Source organism: Microbacterium sp. NPDC087868 (assembly GCF_044900755.1).
Classification (GTDB): domain Bacteria; phylum Actinomycetota; class Actinomycetes; order Actinomycetales; family Microbacteriaceae; genus Microbacterium; species Microbacterium galbinum.
Genome location: NZ_JBJDNO010000001.1, coordinates 1,015,722 through 1,031,000, shown reverse-complemented (window position 1 = coordinate 1,031,000; position 15,279 = coordinate 1,015,722). Strand labels below are relative to the sequence as shown.

15 protein-coding genes are annotated in these 15,279 nt (G+C 69.7%); 4 read left to right on the top strand and 11 right to left on the bottom strand.

The genetic code is table 11. From position 1 onward, the window contains the following. Window positions 1-19 precede the first annotated feature (19 nt). Window positions 20-532 (bottom strand): DUF6328 family protein, encoded by a 513-nt coding sequence (locus ACI2JZ_RS05065; RefSeq protein WP_404596725.1) that lies wholly within the window; start codon window positions 530-532, stop codon window positions 20-22. 66 nt (window positions 533-598) lie between these two features. Between ACI2JZ_RS05065 and ACI2JZ_RS05060 the strand changes: the two genes are divergently transcribed. Continuing rightward, window positions 599-805, top strand: a complete 207-nt coding sequence (locus ACI2JZ_RS05060; RefSeq protein ID WP_404596724.1) for a hypothetical protein — start codon at window positions 599-601, stop codon at window positions 803-805. Window positions 806-809: 4 nt separating this feature from the next. Here ACI2JZ_RS05060 and ACI2JZ_RS05055 read toward each other — a convergent pair whose 3' ends face one another. Together ACI2JZ_RS05055 and ACI2JZ_RS05050 are read right to left on the bottom strand one after the other, a co-directional pair. Continuing rightward, window positions 810-1,400: a 1-acyl-sn-glycerol-3-phosphate acyltransferase gene (locus tag ACI2JZ_RS05055; protein ID WP_247632593.1), complete on the bottom strand. Its 591-nt coding sequence runs from the start codon at window positions 1,398-1,400 to the stop codon at window positions 810-812. Window positions 1,401-1,422: 22 nt separating this feature from the next. Continuing rightward, window positions 1,423-2,028: a carboxymuconolactone decarboxylase family protein gene (locus ACI2JZ_RS05050; RefSeq protein WP_404596723.1), complete on the bottom strand. Its 606-nt coding sequence runs from the start codon at window positions 2,026-2,028 to the stop codon at window positions 1,423-1,425. A 110-nt stretch (window positions 2,029-2,138) separates the two neighbouring features. Here ACI2JZ_RS05050 and ACI2JZ_RS05045 point away from each other — a divergent pair, with 110 nt between their 5' ends. After that, window positions 2,139-2,288 carry a hypothetical protein gene (locus tag ACI2JZ_RS05045; RefSeq protein WP_247622981.1) on the top strand — a complete coding sequence of 50 codons (150 nt, stop codon included), beginning with the start codon at window positions 2,139-2,141 and terminating at the stop codon, window positions 2,286-2,288. A gap of 23 nt (window positions 2,289-2,311) precedes the next feature. Here ACI2JZ_RS05045 and ACI2JZ_RS05040 read toward each other — a convergent pair whose 3' ends face one another. Then, a complete protein-coding gene (locus ACI2JZ_RS05040) occupies window positions 2,312-3,790 on the bottom strand; it encodes an MDR family MFS transporter (protein ID WP_247622980.1) in 1,479 nt (492 codons plus the stop codon). A 166-nt stretch (window positions 3,791-3,956) separates the two neighbouring features. On the opposite strand from ACI2JZ_RS05040, the gene ACI2JZ_RS05035 reads away from it, so the two are divergent. Next, a complete protein-coding gene (locus ACI2JZ_RS05035) occupies window positions 3,957-6,026 on the top strand; it encodes an ABC transporter ATP-binding protein (protein ID WP_404596780.1) in 2,070 nt (689 codons plus the stop codon). Window positions 6,027-6,047: 21 nt separating this feature from the next. Here the strand turns inward: ACI2JZ_RS05035 and ACI2JZ_RS05030 are convergent, their stop codons facing one another. The 7 genes from ACI2JZ_RS05030 to ACI2JZ_RS05000 are packed head-to-tail and all read right to left on the bottom strand — an operon-like array spanning window position 6,048 to window position 13,318. Continuing rightward, complete coding sequence (locus tag ACI2JZ_RS05030) at window positions 6,048-6,818, bottom strand: SDR family NAD(P)-dependent oxidoreductase (protein ID WP_404596722.1); 771 nt, start codon at window positions 6,816-6,818, stop codon at window positions 6,048-6,050. Window positions 6,819-6,834: 16 nt separating this feature from the next. Then, a complete protein-coding gene (locus ACI2JZ_RS05025; RefSeq protein ID WP_404596721.1) occupies window positions 6,835-7,782 on the bottom strand; it encodes a glycosyltransferase family 2 protein in 948 nt (315 codons plus the stop codon). A 23-nt stretch (window positions 7,783-7,805) separates the two neighbouring features. Beyond that, window positions 7,806-8,942, bottom strand: a complete 1,137-nt coding sequence (locus tag ACI2JZ_RS05020; protein WP_404596720.1) for a cysteine desulfurase family protein — start codon at window positions 8,940-8,942, stop codon at window positions 7,806-7,808. Window positions 8,943-8,947: 5 nt separating this feature from the next. Further along, window positions 8,948-9,799: a carboxylating nicotinate-nucleotide diphosphorylase gene (nadC, locus tag ACI2JZ_RS05015; protein ID WP_247632587.1), complete on the bottom strand. Its 852-nt coding sequence runs from the start codon at window positions 9,797-9,799 to the stop codon at window positions 8,948-8,950. Next, window positions 9,799-11,271 carry an L-aspartate oxidase gene (gene nadB / locus ACI2JZ_RS05010; RefSeq protein WP_404596719.1) on the bottom strand — a complete coding sequence of 491 codons (1,473 nt, stop codon included), beginning with the start codon at window positions 11,269-11,271 and terminating at the stop codon, window positions 9,799-9,801. Before nadB ends, nadC begins: the two co-directional genes overlap by 1 nt. After that, complete coding sequence (gene nadA, locus ACI2JZ_RS05005) at window positions 11,268-12,605, bottom strand: quinolinate synthase NadA (protein ID WP_404596718.1); 1,338 nt, start codon at window positions 12,603-12,605, stop codon at window positions 11,268-11,270. Before nadA ends, nadB begins: the two co-directional genes overlap by 4 nt. Next, a complete protein-coding gene (locus tag ACI2JZ_RS05000; RefSeq protein WP_404596717.1) occupies window positions 12,602-13,318 on the bottom strand; it encodes an NUDIX hydrolase in 717 nt (238 codons plus the stop codon). Before ACI2JZ_RS05000 ends, nadA begins: the two co-directional genes overlap by 4 nt. A gap of 260 nt (window positions 13,319-13,578) precedes the next feature. Here ACI2JZ_RS05000 and ACI2JZ_RS04995 point away from each other — a divergent pair, with 260 nt between their 5' ends. Then, complete coding sequence (locus ACI2JZ_RS04995; protein ID WP_404596715.1) at window positions 13,579-15,270, top strand: ABC transporter substrate-binding protein; 1,692 nt, start codon at window positions 13,579-13,581, stop codon at window positions 15,268-15,270. Window positions 15,271-15,279: the final 9 nt, after the last annotated feature.

Here is a 15,279-nt window from a genome sequence, read left to right as displayed (position 1 = left end):
GCGTCGGGGTGCGGTCGGGTCAGCCCTTCGGGCTGTCGCCCGGCCGCACCGAGTTGCGGATGATGCGCGGGAGAACGACCCACAGCGCACCGACCGCGACGACCGCGGCGACGAGGGCGATGAGACCCGCGGTGCGATTCACGGTGAAGTCGACGATGAGAGTTGTCACCCCGATCGTCAGCGCTCCGATGACGAGGAGGTCGATCTTCACGATGCGCGCGGCGATGTTCACGAGTTCGGGTTTGCGCCGTCGGCCGAAGAAAGCGCGGTGCATCCCCACCGGCGCGAGGGCGAGGATCGTGGCGATCGCGGCCAGTGCCACCAGCACGACGTACAGATCGCGCTGCAGCTCGTCCATGTCGGTGAAGCGCGGCTGGAAGGCGACGGCGAGCAGGAAGCCCGTGAGGATCTGCGTGCCGGTCTGCATCACCCGGAGTTCCTGCAGCAACTCGTCCCAGTTGCGATCAGCCCGCTCGTTGGGGGTCTCGTCGCGACCATCGGCACGGTCGTCGAACTCGGACGCAGTACTCATGGACTCAGTCTGTCGATTGGGGCGGATGCCTGTCCAGACGCGTGAGCCGAAGGGGAGAATGACCGCGTGACTCTTCCACCGATCCGCGACTGGTGGCCGCAGCTCTCCATCGACGCGCGACGCACCCTCCTCGACGGTGACCTCCCTCACCTCACCGACACCGTGCGCGAGGAGATCCGCGAGATCACCGGTGCGGTGGTCGGCATGCAGGAGACGCTGTCGGACGACGACCTCGACTATGCGCGCGCCGAGGTCGAGGCATCCGGGGAGTGATTCCTCAGCCGATGGGCGTATCGGTCGGCTGCTCCTCGCGCAGGCGCGGTTCGGTGCGGCGTTCGGGGCGCACGCCCGCTTTGTCGGCGTAGAAGGCGCGGATGCGGTCCATGTCGGAGCGCACGTCGCCGGTGACTTCGATCGTCGGACCGAGCCCCGTCGTCATGGTCGTTCGGTCGACGAAACCGAGTGTCAGCGGCATCCCGGTCTCGGTCGCGATGCGGTAGAAACCCGACTTCCAGAAGTCGTTGCCCCCGCGCGTGCCGTCCGGGGTGATGACGAGACCGAAGACCTCGCCCGCATGCACCTGGCCGACGACGTCGGACACGACCCGCCCAGGGTTCTCGCGATCGACGGGGACACCGCCGAGTCGTCGCATGATCGGGCCTTTCCAGCCGCGGAAGAGGCTCTTCTTGCCGAGCCAGTGCACATCGATCCCGAGCCGCCAGGCGATCGCGAGCATGAGGACGAAGTCCCAGTTCGAGGTGTGCGGTGCTCCGATGAGGATCGTTGGCCGCGTGGGGACGGCGTCGTGCCCGACGAGCGTCCAACGGCTGAGGGCCCAGAAGAGGCGGGCTATCGAACGCGTGATCATCTCTCCACCGTAGGGGGAGCGGCTATCCGTCCGCTGGCGACGAGGATGCCTCGGAGTCGCCGGCGAGGCGGATGAGAGCGGCCGCCGTACCCGGGGGAAGCCCCGGCACGGCGTCCACGGGCACCGCAAGGGCCTGCAGTGCGCGGCTGAAATAGTTGCGCAGAGACGCCGCGAGCGTGATGTCGACGATCTGCCGATCGGTGAACCCGAGATCGCGCAGCTCCTGGGAATCGGCATCCGTCATCGCCCGGGGTGTGGTCGACAGGCGGGCCGAATAGCGCACGACCGCCTGCTCGGCCGGGCCGAATCCGCGATCGTCGTGAGCCGTGAACGCCGCCAGGCCGGCCTCGTCGAGCACCCCGACGGCGAGAGCGCGTCGACCGTGCGCCAGCAGACAGTGCGTCGAACCGATCGCGCGTGCGGCGCCGAGGGTCGCAGCCTCGTAGACCCGCACGCCGATCGACGGCACGACGGCCCGTATCAGCTCTTCGAAGGCGGCGTGCGCCTCGGGATTGATCGCCATCGCCTGGGTGTGGACGTAGACGAATCCGTCTTCGGCGATGTCGTCGGCGTACATCGCGGCGGCGTGCCCCACGACGGATGCCGCATCCGGGGGAGTGATGATCATCGCTGCTCCTTCGCCTCGACTCTCGAGTCCACAGCGAACGTTACGCCGCGCGGGCGCGACGCAACACCCGGATCGACGCCGCTGCCTCAGGACAGGCGTACGATCGAGGGATGACCGATCAGCAGGGAGACACCACCGAGCAGGACGCCGCCCTCGGGCTGGCACCTCTGCCCGGAACCCTCAACCTTCTCGACGGGGAAGCTGCAGGCCTCTGCAGCGGCGGCGTCTGCCACTTCCCCGCTCCGAAGAAGACGGGATAAGCGCCAGACGCCGCCATGCGGCGTCAGTGTCCGCCGTGGAACTCTCCGCCGGCGTCGTCGGCCGGCTTCCGGACGAACGGGCTCAGCGCCACGGCCGCGAGCGAGATGATGGCCGCGATCAGGAACGCCATGCGCGCGCCCGGTGCACCGGCCAGTGCGGTCGAGAGACCCTGCTCTTCACCCGAGTGCAGGATCGCGGAGTAGGTGACGAGCAGCACCGCGACACCGGCCGCCCCCGCCACCTGCTGCATGGTGTTGAGCACGGCCGAGCCGTGCGAGTAGAGCGAACGCTGCAGTGAACCGAGCGATGCCGAGAACAGAGGCGTGAACGACATCGCGAGGCCGACCGACATCACGGCCTGCACGATCACCAGCACCCACCACTCGGTGTGCTCGCTGACGGTCGAGTAGAAGAACAGCGCGGCAGAGACCAGGATCGTGCCGGGGATCAGCAGCGGGCGCGTGCCGCGTGCGTCGTACACACGACCCATGATCGGGCCGAGCAGACCCATCAGCACCGAACCGGGGAGCAGGATGAGGCCCGCGGAGAAGGACTCGAGTCCGACGACGTTCTGCAGGTACTGCGGGAGCAGCGTGAGCGTTCCGAACATCGACAGCGCGAGGATCGACATGATGATCACCGAGAAGGTGAAGTTCGTCGAACGGAAGACGCGCAGGTCGAGCAGCGCGTCGTCGACGCGCTGGAGCACGAGCTGACGCCAGACGAACAGCCCGAGCGAGACGACGCCCACGACGAGCGCGATGACGCCCGTTGTCGCACCGGCTCCGGCGCCCTCGCCGCCGAGCTGGCTGATGCCGAACACGATTCCACCGAAGCCGAGAGCGGCGAGCGGGATGGAGACGACGTCGAGGGGCATACGGCGCGTCTCGCCGAGGTTCGTCATCCAGCGGATGCCCATGGCGAGGGCGATCAGGGCGATCGGGAGGATGATCGCGAACAGCGCGCGCCAGTTGAACACCTCGAGCACGGCGCCCGCGAGCACGGGGCCCGTCGCGGGAGCGAGGGAGATCACCATGCCGACGCGACCCATCATGCGCCCGCGCGACTGCGGGGGCACGACGTTCATGATCGTCGTCATGAGCAGCGGCATCATGATTCCCGTGCCGACGGCCTGGATCACGCGGCCGACGAGCAGCACGGCGAAACCGGGGGCGATCAGCGACACCAGGGTGCCGAGCGAGAAGGAGATCATCGCGGCGATGAACACCTGACGCGTCGTGAAGCGCTGCAGGATGAACCCGGTCGTCGGGATCACGACGGCCATGGTGAGCATGAAGGCGCTGGTGAGCCACTGACCGAGCTCGGGCGGGATGCCGAGGTCGGTGTTGAGGTGGGGGATCGCGATCCCCATGGTGGTCTCGTTGAGGATCGCCACGAACGCGGCGACCAGGAGCAGCCAGATCACCCGCATGTCGGAACGCGCGATCGTCCCGTCGGCGGGAGCGGTGGTCGGGATCGACCCGGTGTCGACGGCAGACATACGGCCTCCAGGGCACAGGAAAGAGAGAGAACGGTGCGCGAGTGCGCCAGGATCATTCAGCGTAACCACAGGATCGGACATTTCATTCCGAGCCCGCGATATATCTGCTGAGGGCGGACGCCGCGACCCTGATGTCCCCACCGCTGGCTACGCTGACCTCATGAGCATGGGCGGCGGAATGGGTGGGAGGCATCCCGGGGGCTTCCGCGGTGTCGACGAAGATGCGCAGCGCCGGCTGAACGCCGAGGCTCCGCGCATCAGCGGCCTCGGAGCCCGAGTGGTGACGCTCTTCCGCCCCTACAAGTGGCGGATCGTCGTGACCGGCATCCTCGTCGTGCTGGGCGCGGGCATCGCCGTGATCCCGCCGCTGATCGTGCAGCGCGTGTTCGACGACGCGCTCTTCCCCGTCGACGGCGGCGGTCCGCACCTCGAGCTCCTGGTCTGGCTCGTGGTCGCCATGATGGGGCTCTTCCTCGGGTCCGCGGCGCTCGGCGTGGCGCAGACGTGGCTCACCTCGACCGTCGGCAACAGCGTCACAGGAGATCTGCGGGTGCGCCTGTTCGAGCACCTCCAGGCGATGGAGCTGGGGTTCTTCACCCGCACCAAGACCGGCGTGATCCAGTCGCGCCTGCAGAACGATGTCGGTGGCGTCTCCGGTGTGCTGACGAACACCGTCACGAGCATCCTCGGCAATGCGGTCACCGTGATCGCCTCGCTCGTGGCGATGATCCTGATCGACTGGCGTCTGACCCTCATCGCGATCATCCTCATGCCGTTCCTGATCATCGTGCAACGCCGGGTCGGGCAGGTGCGTGCGCGGATCGCGGGCGAGACCCAGGAGTCCCTGTCGGAGCTCACCTCGATCACGCAGGAGACCCTGAGCGTCTCGGGCATGCTGCTGTCGAAGGCGTTCAACCGGCAGCGCGCGGAATCGCAGCGCTACCAGGCCGAGAACCGCAACCAGGTGCACCTGCAGGTGCGTCGGGCGATGAGCGGCCAGGGCTTCTTCGCGGTGGTGCAGGTCATCATGGCGAGCGTGCCGGCGATCATCTACCTGGTCTCGGGCTACCTCATCGCGGGAGGGACCGGCGCGATCACCGCCGGCACCGTCGTCGCCTTCACCACGGTGCAGGCGCGGCTCCTGCAGCCGCTCATGGGCCTGATGCGCGTCTCGCTCGATCTGCAGACCTCTTCGGCCCTGTTCGCGCGCATCTTCGAGTACCTCGACCTGGTCCCCGAGATCGAGGACGCCCCCGATGCGATCTCAGTGGCGGATGCTCCGGGACCGCGAGGGCGCGTCGAGTTCCGCGAGGTCGTCTTCCGCTATCCCGATGCGACCGATGACGCCCGGCCCACCCTCGACGGGGTCTCGTTCGTCGCGGAGCCCGGCCAGCACGTGGCGTTCGTCGGTCCGTCCGGAGCGGGAAAGACCACGGTGCTCTACCTCGCTCCGCGCCTGTACGAGGCCCGCGGCGGAGCCGTGCTCTTCGCCGGCGCCGACGTGCGCACGCTCACGCAGGAGTCGATCATCGACAACGTGGGCATCGTGTCGCAGGAGACCTACCTCTTCCACGCGACCATCCGCGAGAACCTGCTGTACGCCAAGCCCGACGCGAGCGAGGAGGAGCTGATCGAGGCGACCACGGCGGCGAACATCCACCACATCATCTCGGGGTTCGAGAACGGCTACGACACCGTGGTGGGCGAGCGCGGATACCGTCTGTCCGGCGGCGAGAAGCAACGCATCGCCATCGCGCGCGTGCTGCTGAAAGACCCTCCCGTCCTGCTGCTCGACGAGGCGACGTCGGCTCTCGACACGGTGTCGGAGCGCGTCGTGCAGGAGGCGCTCGACGAGGCCGCGAAGGGCCGGACGACGATCTCGATCGCACATCGACTCTCGACCGTGATGGGCGCCGACGTGATCCACGTGCTCGAGGCGGGGCGCATCGTCGAGTCCGGTACCCACGCCGAGCTGCTCGCGCACGATGGGCTCTACGCCGAGCTCGCCGCCCAGCAGGTGGCCGCGTCCCGTGTGCTCGCGACCGAGGCGGCCGTCGAGATGACCGTTTCGGGCGGAGTGGCCGGCGCACTGCGCGATCGCCGGGCCGATCGCGCTCCGGAAGACCCCGTGTCGGCCGACGCGGTCGAGACGCTGACGGCATCCGTCCCGCTGACGGCCGCCGTGCCGCTCTTGGATGCCGCGACGGACGATCGGGTCTATCCGCCGCAGGAGTGAACGGCCGCGACCGGATCGTGATCAGTGCGCCGAGAGACCGCCGTCGACGAAGAGCGAGTGCCCGGTCACGTAGGCCGAGCCTGCGCCGGCGAGGAAGACCGCAGCACCCGCGAAGTCCTCGGGCAGTCCGTTCCGCCCGATCATCGTGCGCGCGGCGAGACTCGCGACAGCCTGCGGATCCTGCTGCAGCCGGGCGTTGAGCGGTGTCAGGACGAAGCCGGGAACGAGCGTGTTGCTCGTCACCCCGGTGCCGCCCCAGGCCTCGGCCTCGGAGCGCATGAGGGACTCCACGGCACCCTTGGATGCTCCGTAGATGCCGCTCGTGGCGAAGGCGCGGTGCGCCTGCTGCGAGCTGATGTGGATGAGGCGCCCATAGCCGCGCTCCGCCATTCCGGGCGCGAAACGCTGTCCGAGCAGGAAGGGCGCAAGCGCGTTGACGGTCATGGTCGCGTCCCAGTCGTCCTCCGTGATCTCGGCGAAGGGCGGGCGGATGTTGATCCCGGCGGAGTGCACGACGATGTCGGGCTCACCGAAGGGTCGTGCCGCGTCTTCGGCGGCGGCGCGGATGCCGTCGCGGGAGCTGAGGTCCCCGATCACTCCCTCCGCGGTCCCGCCGGCATCGCGCAGCGCGTGGACGGTCTCGGCGATGCGCTCGGCGCCGCGGGCGACGATCACGGTGGACGCACCCGCTCCGGCGAGGGCGGTCGCTATCCCGCGCCCGATCCCGGAACTGCCGCCCGTGACGATCGCCGTGCGTCCGGTGAGCGAGAAGAGGCTGTCGAGGTAGGTCATGGGGTCTCCGGGTGCGTCACCAGCTGAGGGCGGCCGTAAGCGAGTGGTCGGGGGAGGCGTGGGCGAACTCGGGAAGCGCCTCGATCTCGGTGACGAACTCCGAGACCGCCGCTGCGTAGGCGGGGTCGAGGTGCGTGCGGGCGATCTCGTGGAGCGGGGGCAGATCCATCGCGACGATGAGCGAGAGACGGGCGGCGACGGCGTCGTGCGCTCCGGCATCCTGCAGCACGCGGATGCCGCCGCGCAACGCCGCGAGGTAGTCCAGCAGCACGGGGAGCCGAGCCTTGCCCTGCGTGATCGAGGTGCCGTCGGCGCGGACCCGCCAGTGCGCGACCACATCGGGGATCACGTCGAAGGCGGTCGCCCGGGTGTACATCAGCTGCGCCACGACCTGATCCTCGTAGGCGACTCCTTCGGGGAAGCGCAGGTCTCCCCAGAAGTCGGTGCGGCTGATCTTCGACCAGGCCACGATGTTCGCCGACGCGGCCGGGTGGTCGAGGATCGTCGTGCCGAGGCGCTGCGGGTCCGTGGCCGTGGCTACCCAGGGCTGCACGCGGCCGGCCACGTAGGAGTCACCCTGCGCGCGCGTGCGCACGTACGCTCCCGCCACGAAGTCGCTGCCGCTCTCGGCGAGGGTGCCGGTGAGGCGGGCGAGCGCGGTCGGGGTGAGTTCGTCATCGGCATCGAGGAATCCGAGGAGGGGCGTGTCGACGAGCTCGAGTCCGGCGTTCCGCGCGGCACCGAGACCGTGCGCCTCGTCGCGGCGGAGCAGGCGGAAGCGCGGATCGTCGGCCGCGGCCGCCCGGAACACATCGCCGGTAGTGTCGGTCGAACCGTCGTCGACGAGGATCGCCCGCCAGCGCGGCTCGGTCTGCGCGCGCAACGAGTCGATCGCGGCGGGGGCGAAGGCGGCGATGTCCCGCCCGGGGACGATCATCGTCACGATCGTGTCGGGTGCGCTCACCCCCCGATTCTATGGCCGCAGGGTCAGGTGAGGACGGCGCGCACCGACTCCGCGACGAGCCGGGCGAGGTGCTCGGGGGCGTCGTCGGGGAGCGCTCCGCGACCGAAGGTGAAGCGCACCGAGGTCTGCGCGATCGCGGGGTCGATTCCGCACGCCAGCAAGACGGGGGAGGGCTCGTCGCTGCCCGCCGCGCACGCCGAGCCGCTCGACGAGACCACCCCGCGTCGCTCGAGTTCGAGCAGCACCGATTCCCCGCTCGTGCCGGCGAACGTGAAGCTCGCGGTTCCGGGGAGCCGCTGCGCAGGGTCTCCCGTGAGCGCCGCCTGTGGCACCGCCGTCAGGACCGCGGAGATGAAACGAGCCGTCGCCCGCCCGACCCGCGTGGCGACATCCACCCGTTCGGCCTCGGCCAGGTCGAGAGCCGTGGCCAGCGCCACCGCTCCCGCGACGTTCTCGGTTCCCGACCGACGCCCGCGCTCCTGCCCGCCGCCGTGCAGCAGGGGTTCGAGCGGAACGCGCCCGCGCACGGCGAGAGCGCCGGTTCCCTTCGGGGCGCCGAGCTTGTGCCCGGCGATCGAGACGGCATCCGCACCCAGTCCGTCGAGGGGCAGCCACCCGGCGGACTGCACGGCGTCGAGATGCAGGGGCACCCCGGCATCCCGGGCGAGATCGGCGAGCGACGCGGCATCCTGCACCGTGCCGATCTCGTTGTTCGCATGGCCGACGCTCACGAGCGCCGTGTCGTCGCGCAGGAGTGCCTGCAGGTCGGATGCCGCGATCCTTCCGCATCCGTCGACGGGCAGGAGCGACACCTCGATGCCGTGGAAACGGCGCAGGAAGTCCGCGGACTCGAGGATCGACTCGTGTTCGATCGGCGAGACGATCAGATGGCGCTTGCCTCTCGCGAGGGCGCCGAGCGTGATGCCCTTGACCGCCAGGTTGTTCGCCTCGGTGCCGCCCGAGGTGAACACCACGTCGGCGGTACGCATGCCGAGCGCCCGGGCGACACGGCGTCGCGCGTCGTCGAGTGCGCTCGCCGCGGCTTCGCCCACGGTGTGGTGGCTCGAGGGGTTGCCGAAGACGTCCGTGAGATACGGCCGCATCGCCTCGAGGACCTCCGGGCGCACCGGCGAGGTCGCGGCGTGATCGAGGTAGAGCACCCGCGTCAGCCGATCCGCAGATCCAGGCCGAGGTCGAGTGCGCGAGCGGAGTGCGTGAGCGCACCGACCGAGATGACGTCGACTCCGGTCGCGGCGATCGCGGCGACCGTGTCGAGATTCACGCCTCCGGACGCCTCGACCGTGGCGCGCCCGTCGATCATGGCGACGCCCGCGCGGAGGTCGTCGAGGGTGAAGTTGTCGAGCAGCACGGTGTGCGCCCCTCCCTCGAGCACGGCGGGGATCTGGTCGAGGCGATCCACCTCGACCACGACGTGCGCGGTGTGCGGAAGGCGCGCGATCGCGGCGCGCAGCGCCGTGGCGGTATCGACGCCGGAGCGGGTGAGGACGGCGAGATGGTTGTCCTTCGCCATCACGGCATCCGACAGGGAGTACCGGTGGTTGCTGCCGCCGCCGCAGGCGACGGCGTGGCGCTCGAAGGCGCGCAGGCCGGGGGTCGTCTTGCGGGTGTCGGCGATCCGAACGGGCGTCTGCGCGACCGCTCGGACGTACTCTGCGGTGACCGTCGCGATGCCGCTCATGCGCTGGGTGAAGTTCAGTGCGACGCGCTCGGCGGTGAGGATGCTGCGCGCCGAGCCCGATACGGAGGCGAGCACGTCGCCGTTCTCGAACGCATCGCCGTCACCGACGTGCAGGTCGACGGTCACGTCGGGGTCGGTGAGGCCGAAGGCGGCGGTGAAGACGGTGCCGCCGCTGAAGACGCCGGGCTCGCGCGCGACGAGATCCGCGGTGGCCGTCGCATCGGCGGGGATCAGCGCTTCACTCGTCAGGTCGCCCCAGGGCGCATCCTCCTCGAGGGCGGCGGCGACGACACGGGTGAGGGTGGCGGCGGTGAGCATCAGACTCCGATCAGGGCGGGTTCGCGGAAGTGGGCGCCGACCGACGCGGTGCGCAGGAGAGCAGCGGATGCCGTCGCCTCGGCGAGCACCAGCAGATTCGCGTCCTCGTGCGCGGCGACATCGATCGGGGTGGGGAGCGCGGCGCGCCAGGCGCGGATGGTCGCGAGCGCGAGTCGCAGTCCGTCGTCGGTGCGCAGCAGCCCCACCTCGTCCCACATCAGTCGCTGGAGGGCGTCGCGCGAGAACGGCGAGGAGATCGGCGTCGCCGCGTTTTCGGCGATCGCGTGCGGCTCCGGCGCCTGCGGCAGAGGCCAGGGCGCTCCGATCGCCGCAGCGGCGCGGGCCCCGAAGACTGCGCCCTCGAGCAGCGAGTTCGAGGCGAGGCGGTTCGCGCCGTGCACGCCGGTGCGCGCGGCCTCGCCCACGGCGAAGAGACCGGGCACGGTCGTACGGCCGTCGAGATCGGTCGCGATCCCGCCCATCAGGTAGTGCGCCGCCGGCGTCACGGGGATCGGCTCGCGCGCCCAATCGAAGCCGCGCTCGCGGGTGACGCGGTCGATCGTCGGGAAGCGCCGAGCCAGGGTCGGGGCGCCGAGCATCGTGGCGTCGAGACGAACGGGCGAACCCTGCCGGGCGGCTTGACGCGCGATGGCCCGCGACACGACATCGCGCGGTGCGAGTTCACCGTCGGGGTGGCTGTCGAACGTGAAGCGGCGACCCGTGTCGTCGATCAGTGTCGCGCCCTCGCCCCGGACGGCCTCGGAGATCAGGAAAGCGGGCTGCGCGTCGAGGATCGTCGGGTGGAACTGCACGAACTCGAGGTCGGCGACCGCCACGCCCGCGCGCAGGGCGGCGGCGATGCCGTCACCGGTCGTGCCGTCGGGATTCGTGGTGTGCGCGTAGAGGTGCCCGGCGCCTCCGGTCGCGAGCACGACGGCATCCGCGTCGAACTCACCCGACTGCCCGTCGCGCAGCAGACGGATGCCGCGCACGGCAGCCCCGTCGACGATCAGGTCGACGAGGAACGCGTGCTCGACGACCGCCATCCCGGTTCCGCGCACGGCGGCGGTGAGGGCACGGGCGATCTCGGCGCCGGTGGCGTCGCCGCCCGCGTGCACGATGCGTGCGTGGCTGTGCGCGGCTTCGCGACCGAGCAGGAGCGCGCCGTCGGGGGAGCGGTCGAAGGCTGCTCCGCGGGCGATCAGCTCGGCGATCCGAGCGGCGCCGTCCGCGACGAGCACCCCGACCGCCGCCTCGTCCGACAGACCGGCTCCCGCGGTCATCGTGTCGGCGGCGTGCAGGGCAGCCGAGTCGCCCGCCCCGTAGACACCCGCGACTCCGCCCTGCGCGTACCCCGTGCATCCGTCGCCGAGCGTGCCCTTCGTCACCACTGTGACGGTGTGACCCGCCTCATGCGCGTGCAGGGCCGCGGTGAGGCCCGCGACGCCCGATCCCACCACGATGACGTTCATCGCGCGCTCGCAACCACCGGCGGCTTCGCGGCGAGCATCCGCTCCAAGGAGACGCGCGCGGGGTCGGCGACGTCGGACGTGACGGTGATCCGGTTCGGAGTGCGGCCCGCGACGAGCTCCTCGAGCACCCAGGCGAGGTAGCCGGGGTGGATGCGGTACATCGTCGAGCACGGGCACACGACCGGGTCGAGGCAGAAGATCTCGTGCTGCGGGTACTGCGCGGCCAGTCGCTTGACGAGGTTGATCTCGGTGCCGATAGCGAAAGTCGTGGGTTCGGTCGCCGCATCGATCGCGCGTCGGATGTAGTCGGTCGATCCCGCCTCGTCGGCCGCATCCACGACCTCCATCGGGCACTCCGGATGCACGATCACCCGCACGCCCGGGTGCTCGGCGCGCGCCTGCTCGATCTGCCCGACCGTGAACCGGCGGTGCACCGAGCAGAAGCCGTGCCACAGGATCACCCGGGAGTCCTCGAGGACCTCGGCGCTCGACCCGCCGAGGGGCTTGCGCGGGTTCCACATCGGCATCTGCTCGCGCGGCACTCCCATCGCCTTGGCGGTGTTGCGGCCGAGGTGCTGGTCGGGGAAGAACAGCACACGGCGTCCGCGCTCGAACGCCCACTCGAGCACGGTCTGCGCATTGGACGACGTGCAGACGATGCCGCCGTGCCGACCCACGAATCCCTTGATCGCAGCGGAGGAGTTCATGTAGGTGACCGGGATGACCGGCACGCGTCCGTCCTCGTCGATCGCGTCGAGATCGCCGAGCACGTCTTCGAGCTGCTCCCAGCACTCCTCGACCTGATCGATGTCGGCCATGTCGGCCATCGAGCAGCCGGCCGCGAGGTTCGGAAGGATCACGGCCTGGTCGGGGCCCGAGAGCAGGTCGGCGGTCTCGGCCATGAAGTGCACGCCGCAGAACACGATCGCCTCGGCATCCGGTCGGCCCTTGGCCGCCGTCGCGAGCTGGAAGGAGTCGCCCACGTAGTCGGCGTGGCGCACGACCTCCTCGCGCTGGTAGAAGTGTCCGAGCACGACCACGCGGTCGCCGAGCGTCTGCTTGGCGGCGCGGATGCGCTCATCGAGCTCGGCCTCGTCCGCCTCGCGGTAGGCGACGGGGAGCTCTCCCTGACGCGGAGCTCCGGTCGGGATCACGTCGCCCATCGATGAGCCGGGTCCGTACCCGGGGCGGCTGTCGAAGTCCCAGGGGCCGACGGCGAGGTCGGTGGTACAGGTCTCGTCGACGGACGCGCCGGTGACGATCGCCTGGATCGCGTGATCGACCGAGCCGTCTCGCGGCGGGACGGCGGGTGCGGGGACGAAGGTGATGCTCATCGGATGCTCGTTTCTTCGGGACCGAGGGGGCCGCGAGCGGCCAGTTCGACGTCGGTGTTGTCGCGGTACAGGCGGGCGGGACGGTGGCTGCCGGTGCGGAACCGGTCGGTGGGGATGAGGTTGCCGGTCGCCTCGACCTGGCGCCGGAAGTTGGCGGGATCGAGTTGCCGGCCGAGGATCGCCTCGTAGGCCTCGCGCAGGTCGGCGAGCGTGAACTCGGAGGGGAGGAAGCCGTGCGCCACGCGGCTGTAGCCGACCTTGCTGCGCAGACGCCACAGGGCGTACTCGATGATGTCGGCGTGATCGAAGGCGAGGTCGGGGAGAGCATCGACGTCGAACCATTCGACGTTCTCGGGCGCGCGCCCGGATGCCCGGTGCGCGGCGCTCTGCGCAAGGACCTCGTCCTGACGCAGGAGCGCCCAGTACACGATCGAGATCACGCGCGTGGGGGAGCGGTCGACGGCGCCGAAGGCGTACAGCTGCTCGAGATACGACGGGGTGAGACCCGTGGTCTCGGCGAGCGTGCGCGCGGCGGTGTCGATCGGGGACTCGTCGGGGGCGATCCACCCGCCGGGCAGTGCCCAGCGGTCGGCGAAGGGTTCGCGCGTGCGTCGCACGAGGGGCAGCGCGAGCGCGGGAGTGCCCAGTGCCGACGGGCGCAGCGTCAGGATCACGGTGGATCCCGCGACGCGGATGCCGTCAGTTCGAGTCATAGTTACCTTAACCTCCGTCTCGATCTTAGTGTCATTGAGACATTTAGTGCGAGTGGATGACGCTCCGCGGCGTCGAGTCCGAAACGTTATGCGATGGCGGAGAGAACTCTTGTCCCCCTGGACGGGGTTTGTTAGGTTACTGTCCTAACAAACCCCGTCGCTCGGCAGAGCAGCCGACGACGGCCACGATCCCCACCCCCGAGGATCGGCTCCACACCCGGAGCACCCCTCCTGCAGTGCAGCACCGAGAGGAATCAAGAATGATCCGTAATGGCAAGCGCAAGATCGCGCTCACCGCGGTAGCGGGGGCATCCGTCCTCGCTCTGGGCCTGACCGCCTGCGGTTCGGGCGGCAGCAGCGACTCCGACGCGAACGGCGACCGCGCCCTCCGCGTCTGGGCGGGCAGCCAGACCCCGATCACGGCCAACTACAACCCCTTCGCGCCCACCGTGCTCCACGGTGCGCTCGGCCCCATCTACGAGCCGCTGTTCTTCTTCAACAAGACCGCGGACACCGAGCCCGTCGGCCTCATCGGCGACACCTACGAGTACAACGAGGACGGCACGGTGATCACCGTCACCATCAAGCCCGACCTCAAGTGGAGCGACGGCGAGCCCCTCACCGCGGCCGACGTCGCGTTCTCGTTCGGGTACGAGGCCAACAGCCCCGAGGCCAACGGGCTGGTGTCGGCCGAAGCCACCGACGACACCACCGTCGTGCTCACCTACGACAGCGCGCAGTACACCACCGAGTTCCAGCGGCTCGGCTCGACGTACATCCTCCCCGAGCACATCTGGAAGGACGTCGACGACTACGCCAACTTCGCCAACGAGGATCCGGTCGGATCCGGCGCCTACGTCGTCGACAAGACCACGAGCGAGTCGTACACCCTGGTCGCGAACGAGAATTTCCGCGACGCCGCCGACCTCGGCGTCAAGAAGGTGCAGTACATCGCGGTCGACAACAACCAGACCGCCCAGGACCTGCTCGCGGCCGGAAAGCTCGACTGGACCGGCATGTTCATCCCGAACCCGGATGACGTCACCGCGAACGGCGCGATCGACTGGATCAACACGCCGCAGGACCCGACGGTGCTCTACACCTGCTCCAACGCCGACCTCGGCTGCACGGGCCCGCAGACTGACGTCGCCGTGCGCCAGGCGCTCAACGCCGCGATCGATCGCGGCACCATCAAGGAGAAGGCGTTCGTCGACCTGACCGCCGAGATCTCGCCCACCTACGCCCTGCTGCCCCGCGACGAGAAGTGGGTCGCCGACCCCGCGAACGAGCTCAGCCCGCAGGAGGCCGACGCGGCCGAGGCCGGATCGATCCTCGAGGCCGCCGGCTACACGAAGGGTTCCGACGGCATCTACGAGAAGGACGGAGTGCCCGTCGAGCTCAGCCTGACCTCGGTCGACGGATGGACCGACTACAACGACGCCGCGAAGCTCATCGCCGAGCAGGCCGAGGCCGCGGGGATCAAGATCAACGCCTCGACCGTGCAGTGGCAGGAGTTCTCCGACACCCGTCAGAGCGGGGAGTACCAGCTCATCGTCGGCGGCATGATCGGCACCTCGGTCGCCGATCCGTTCCAGATCTACCGCGACTGGTTCGGCGGCACCGCCGTCGCCTCGACCGGCCCCGTCGGCGAGGAGATCCCCACCGGGCGCTGGAACTTCAGCCGCTACGACAACCCGACCGTCGACGCCGCGATCCAGTCCGCGATCAGCACGAACGACGAGGCGACGAAGAAGGAGCTGTACGCGACGATCCAGACCGAGATCGTGCGCGACCTCCCCTACATCCCGCTGGTGATCAACGCCACCCAGACCTTCTACAACACGAAGGACTACACGGGCTGGCCGACGGAGGACGACCTGTACGCGTTCCCGCCGTCCTGGGGCGCGATCGCGGCGGGCTACGTCCTGACGCATCTGCAGCCGGTCGAGTAAGCACCGCCA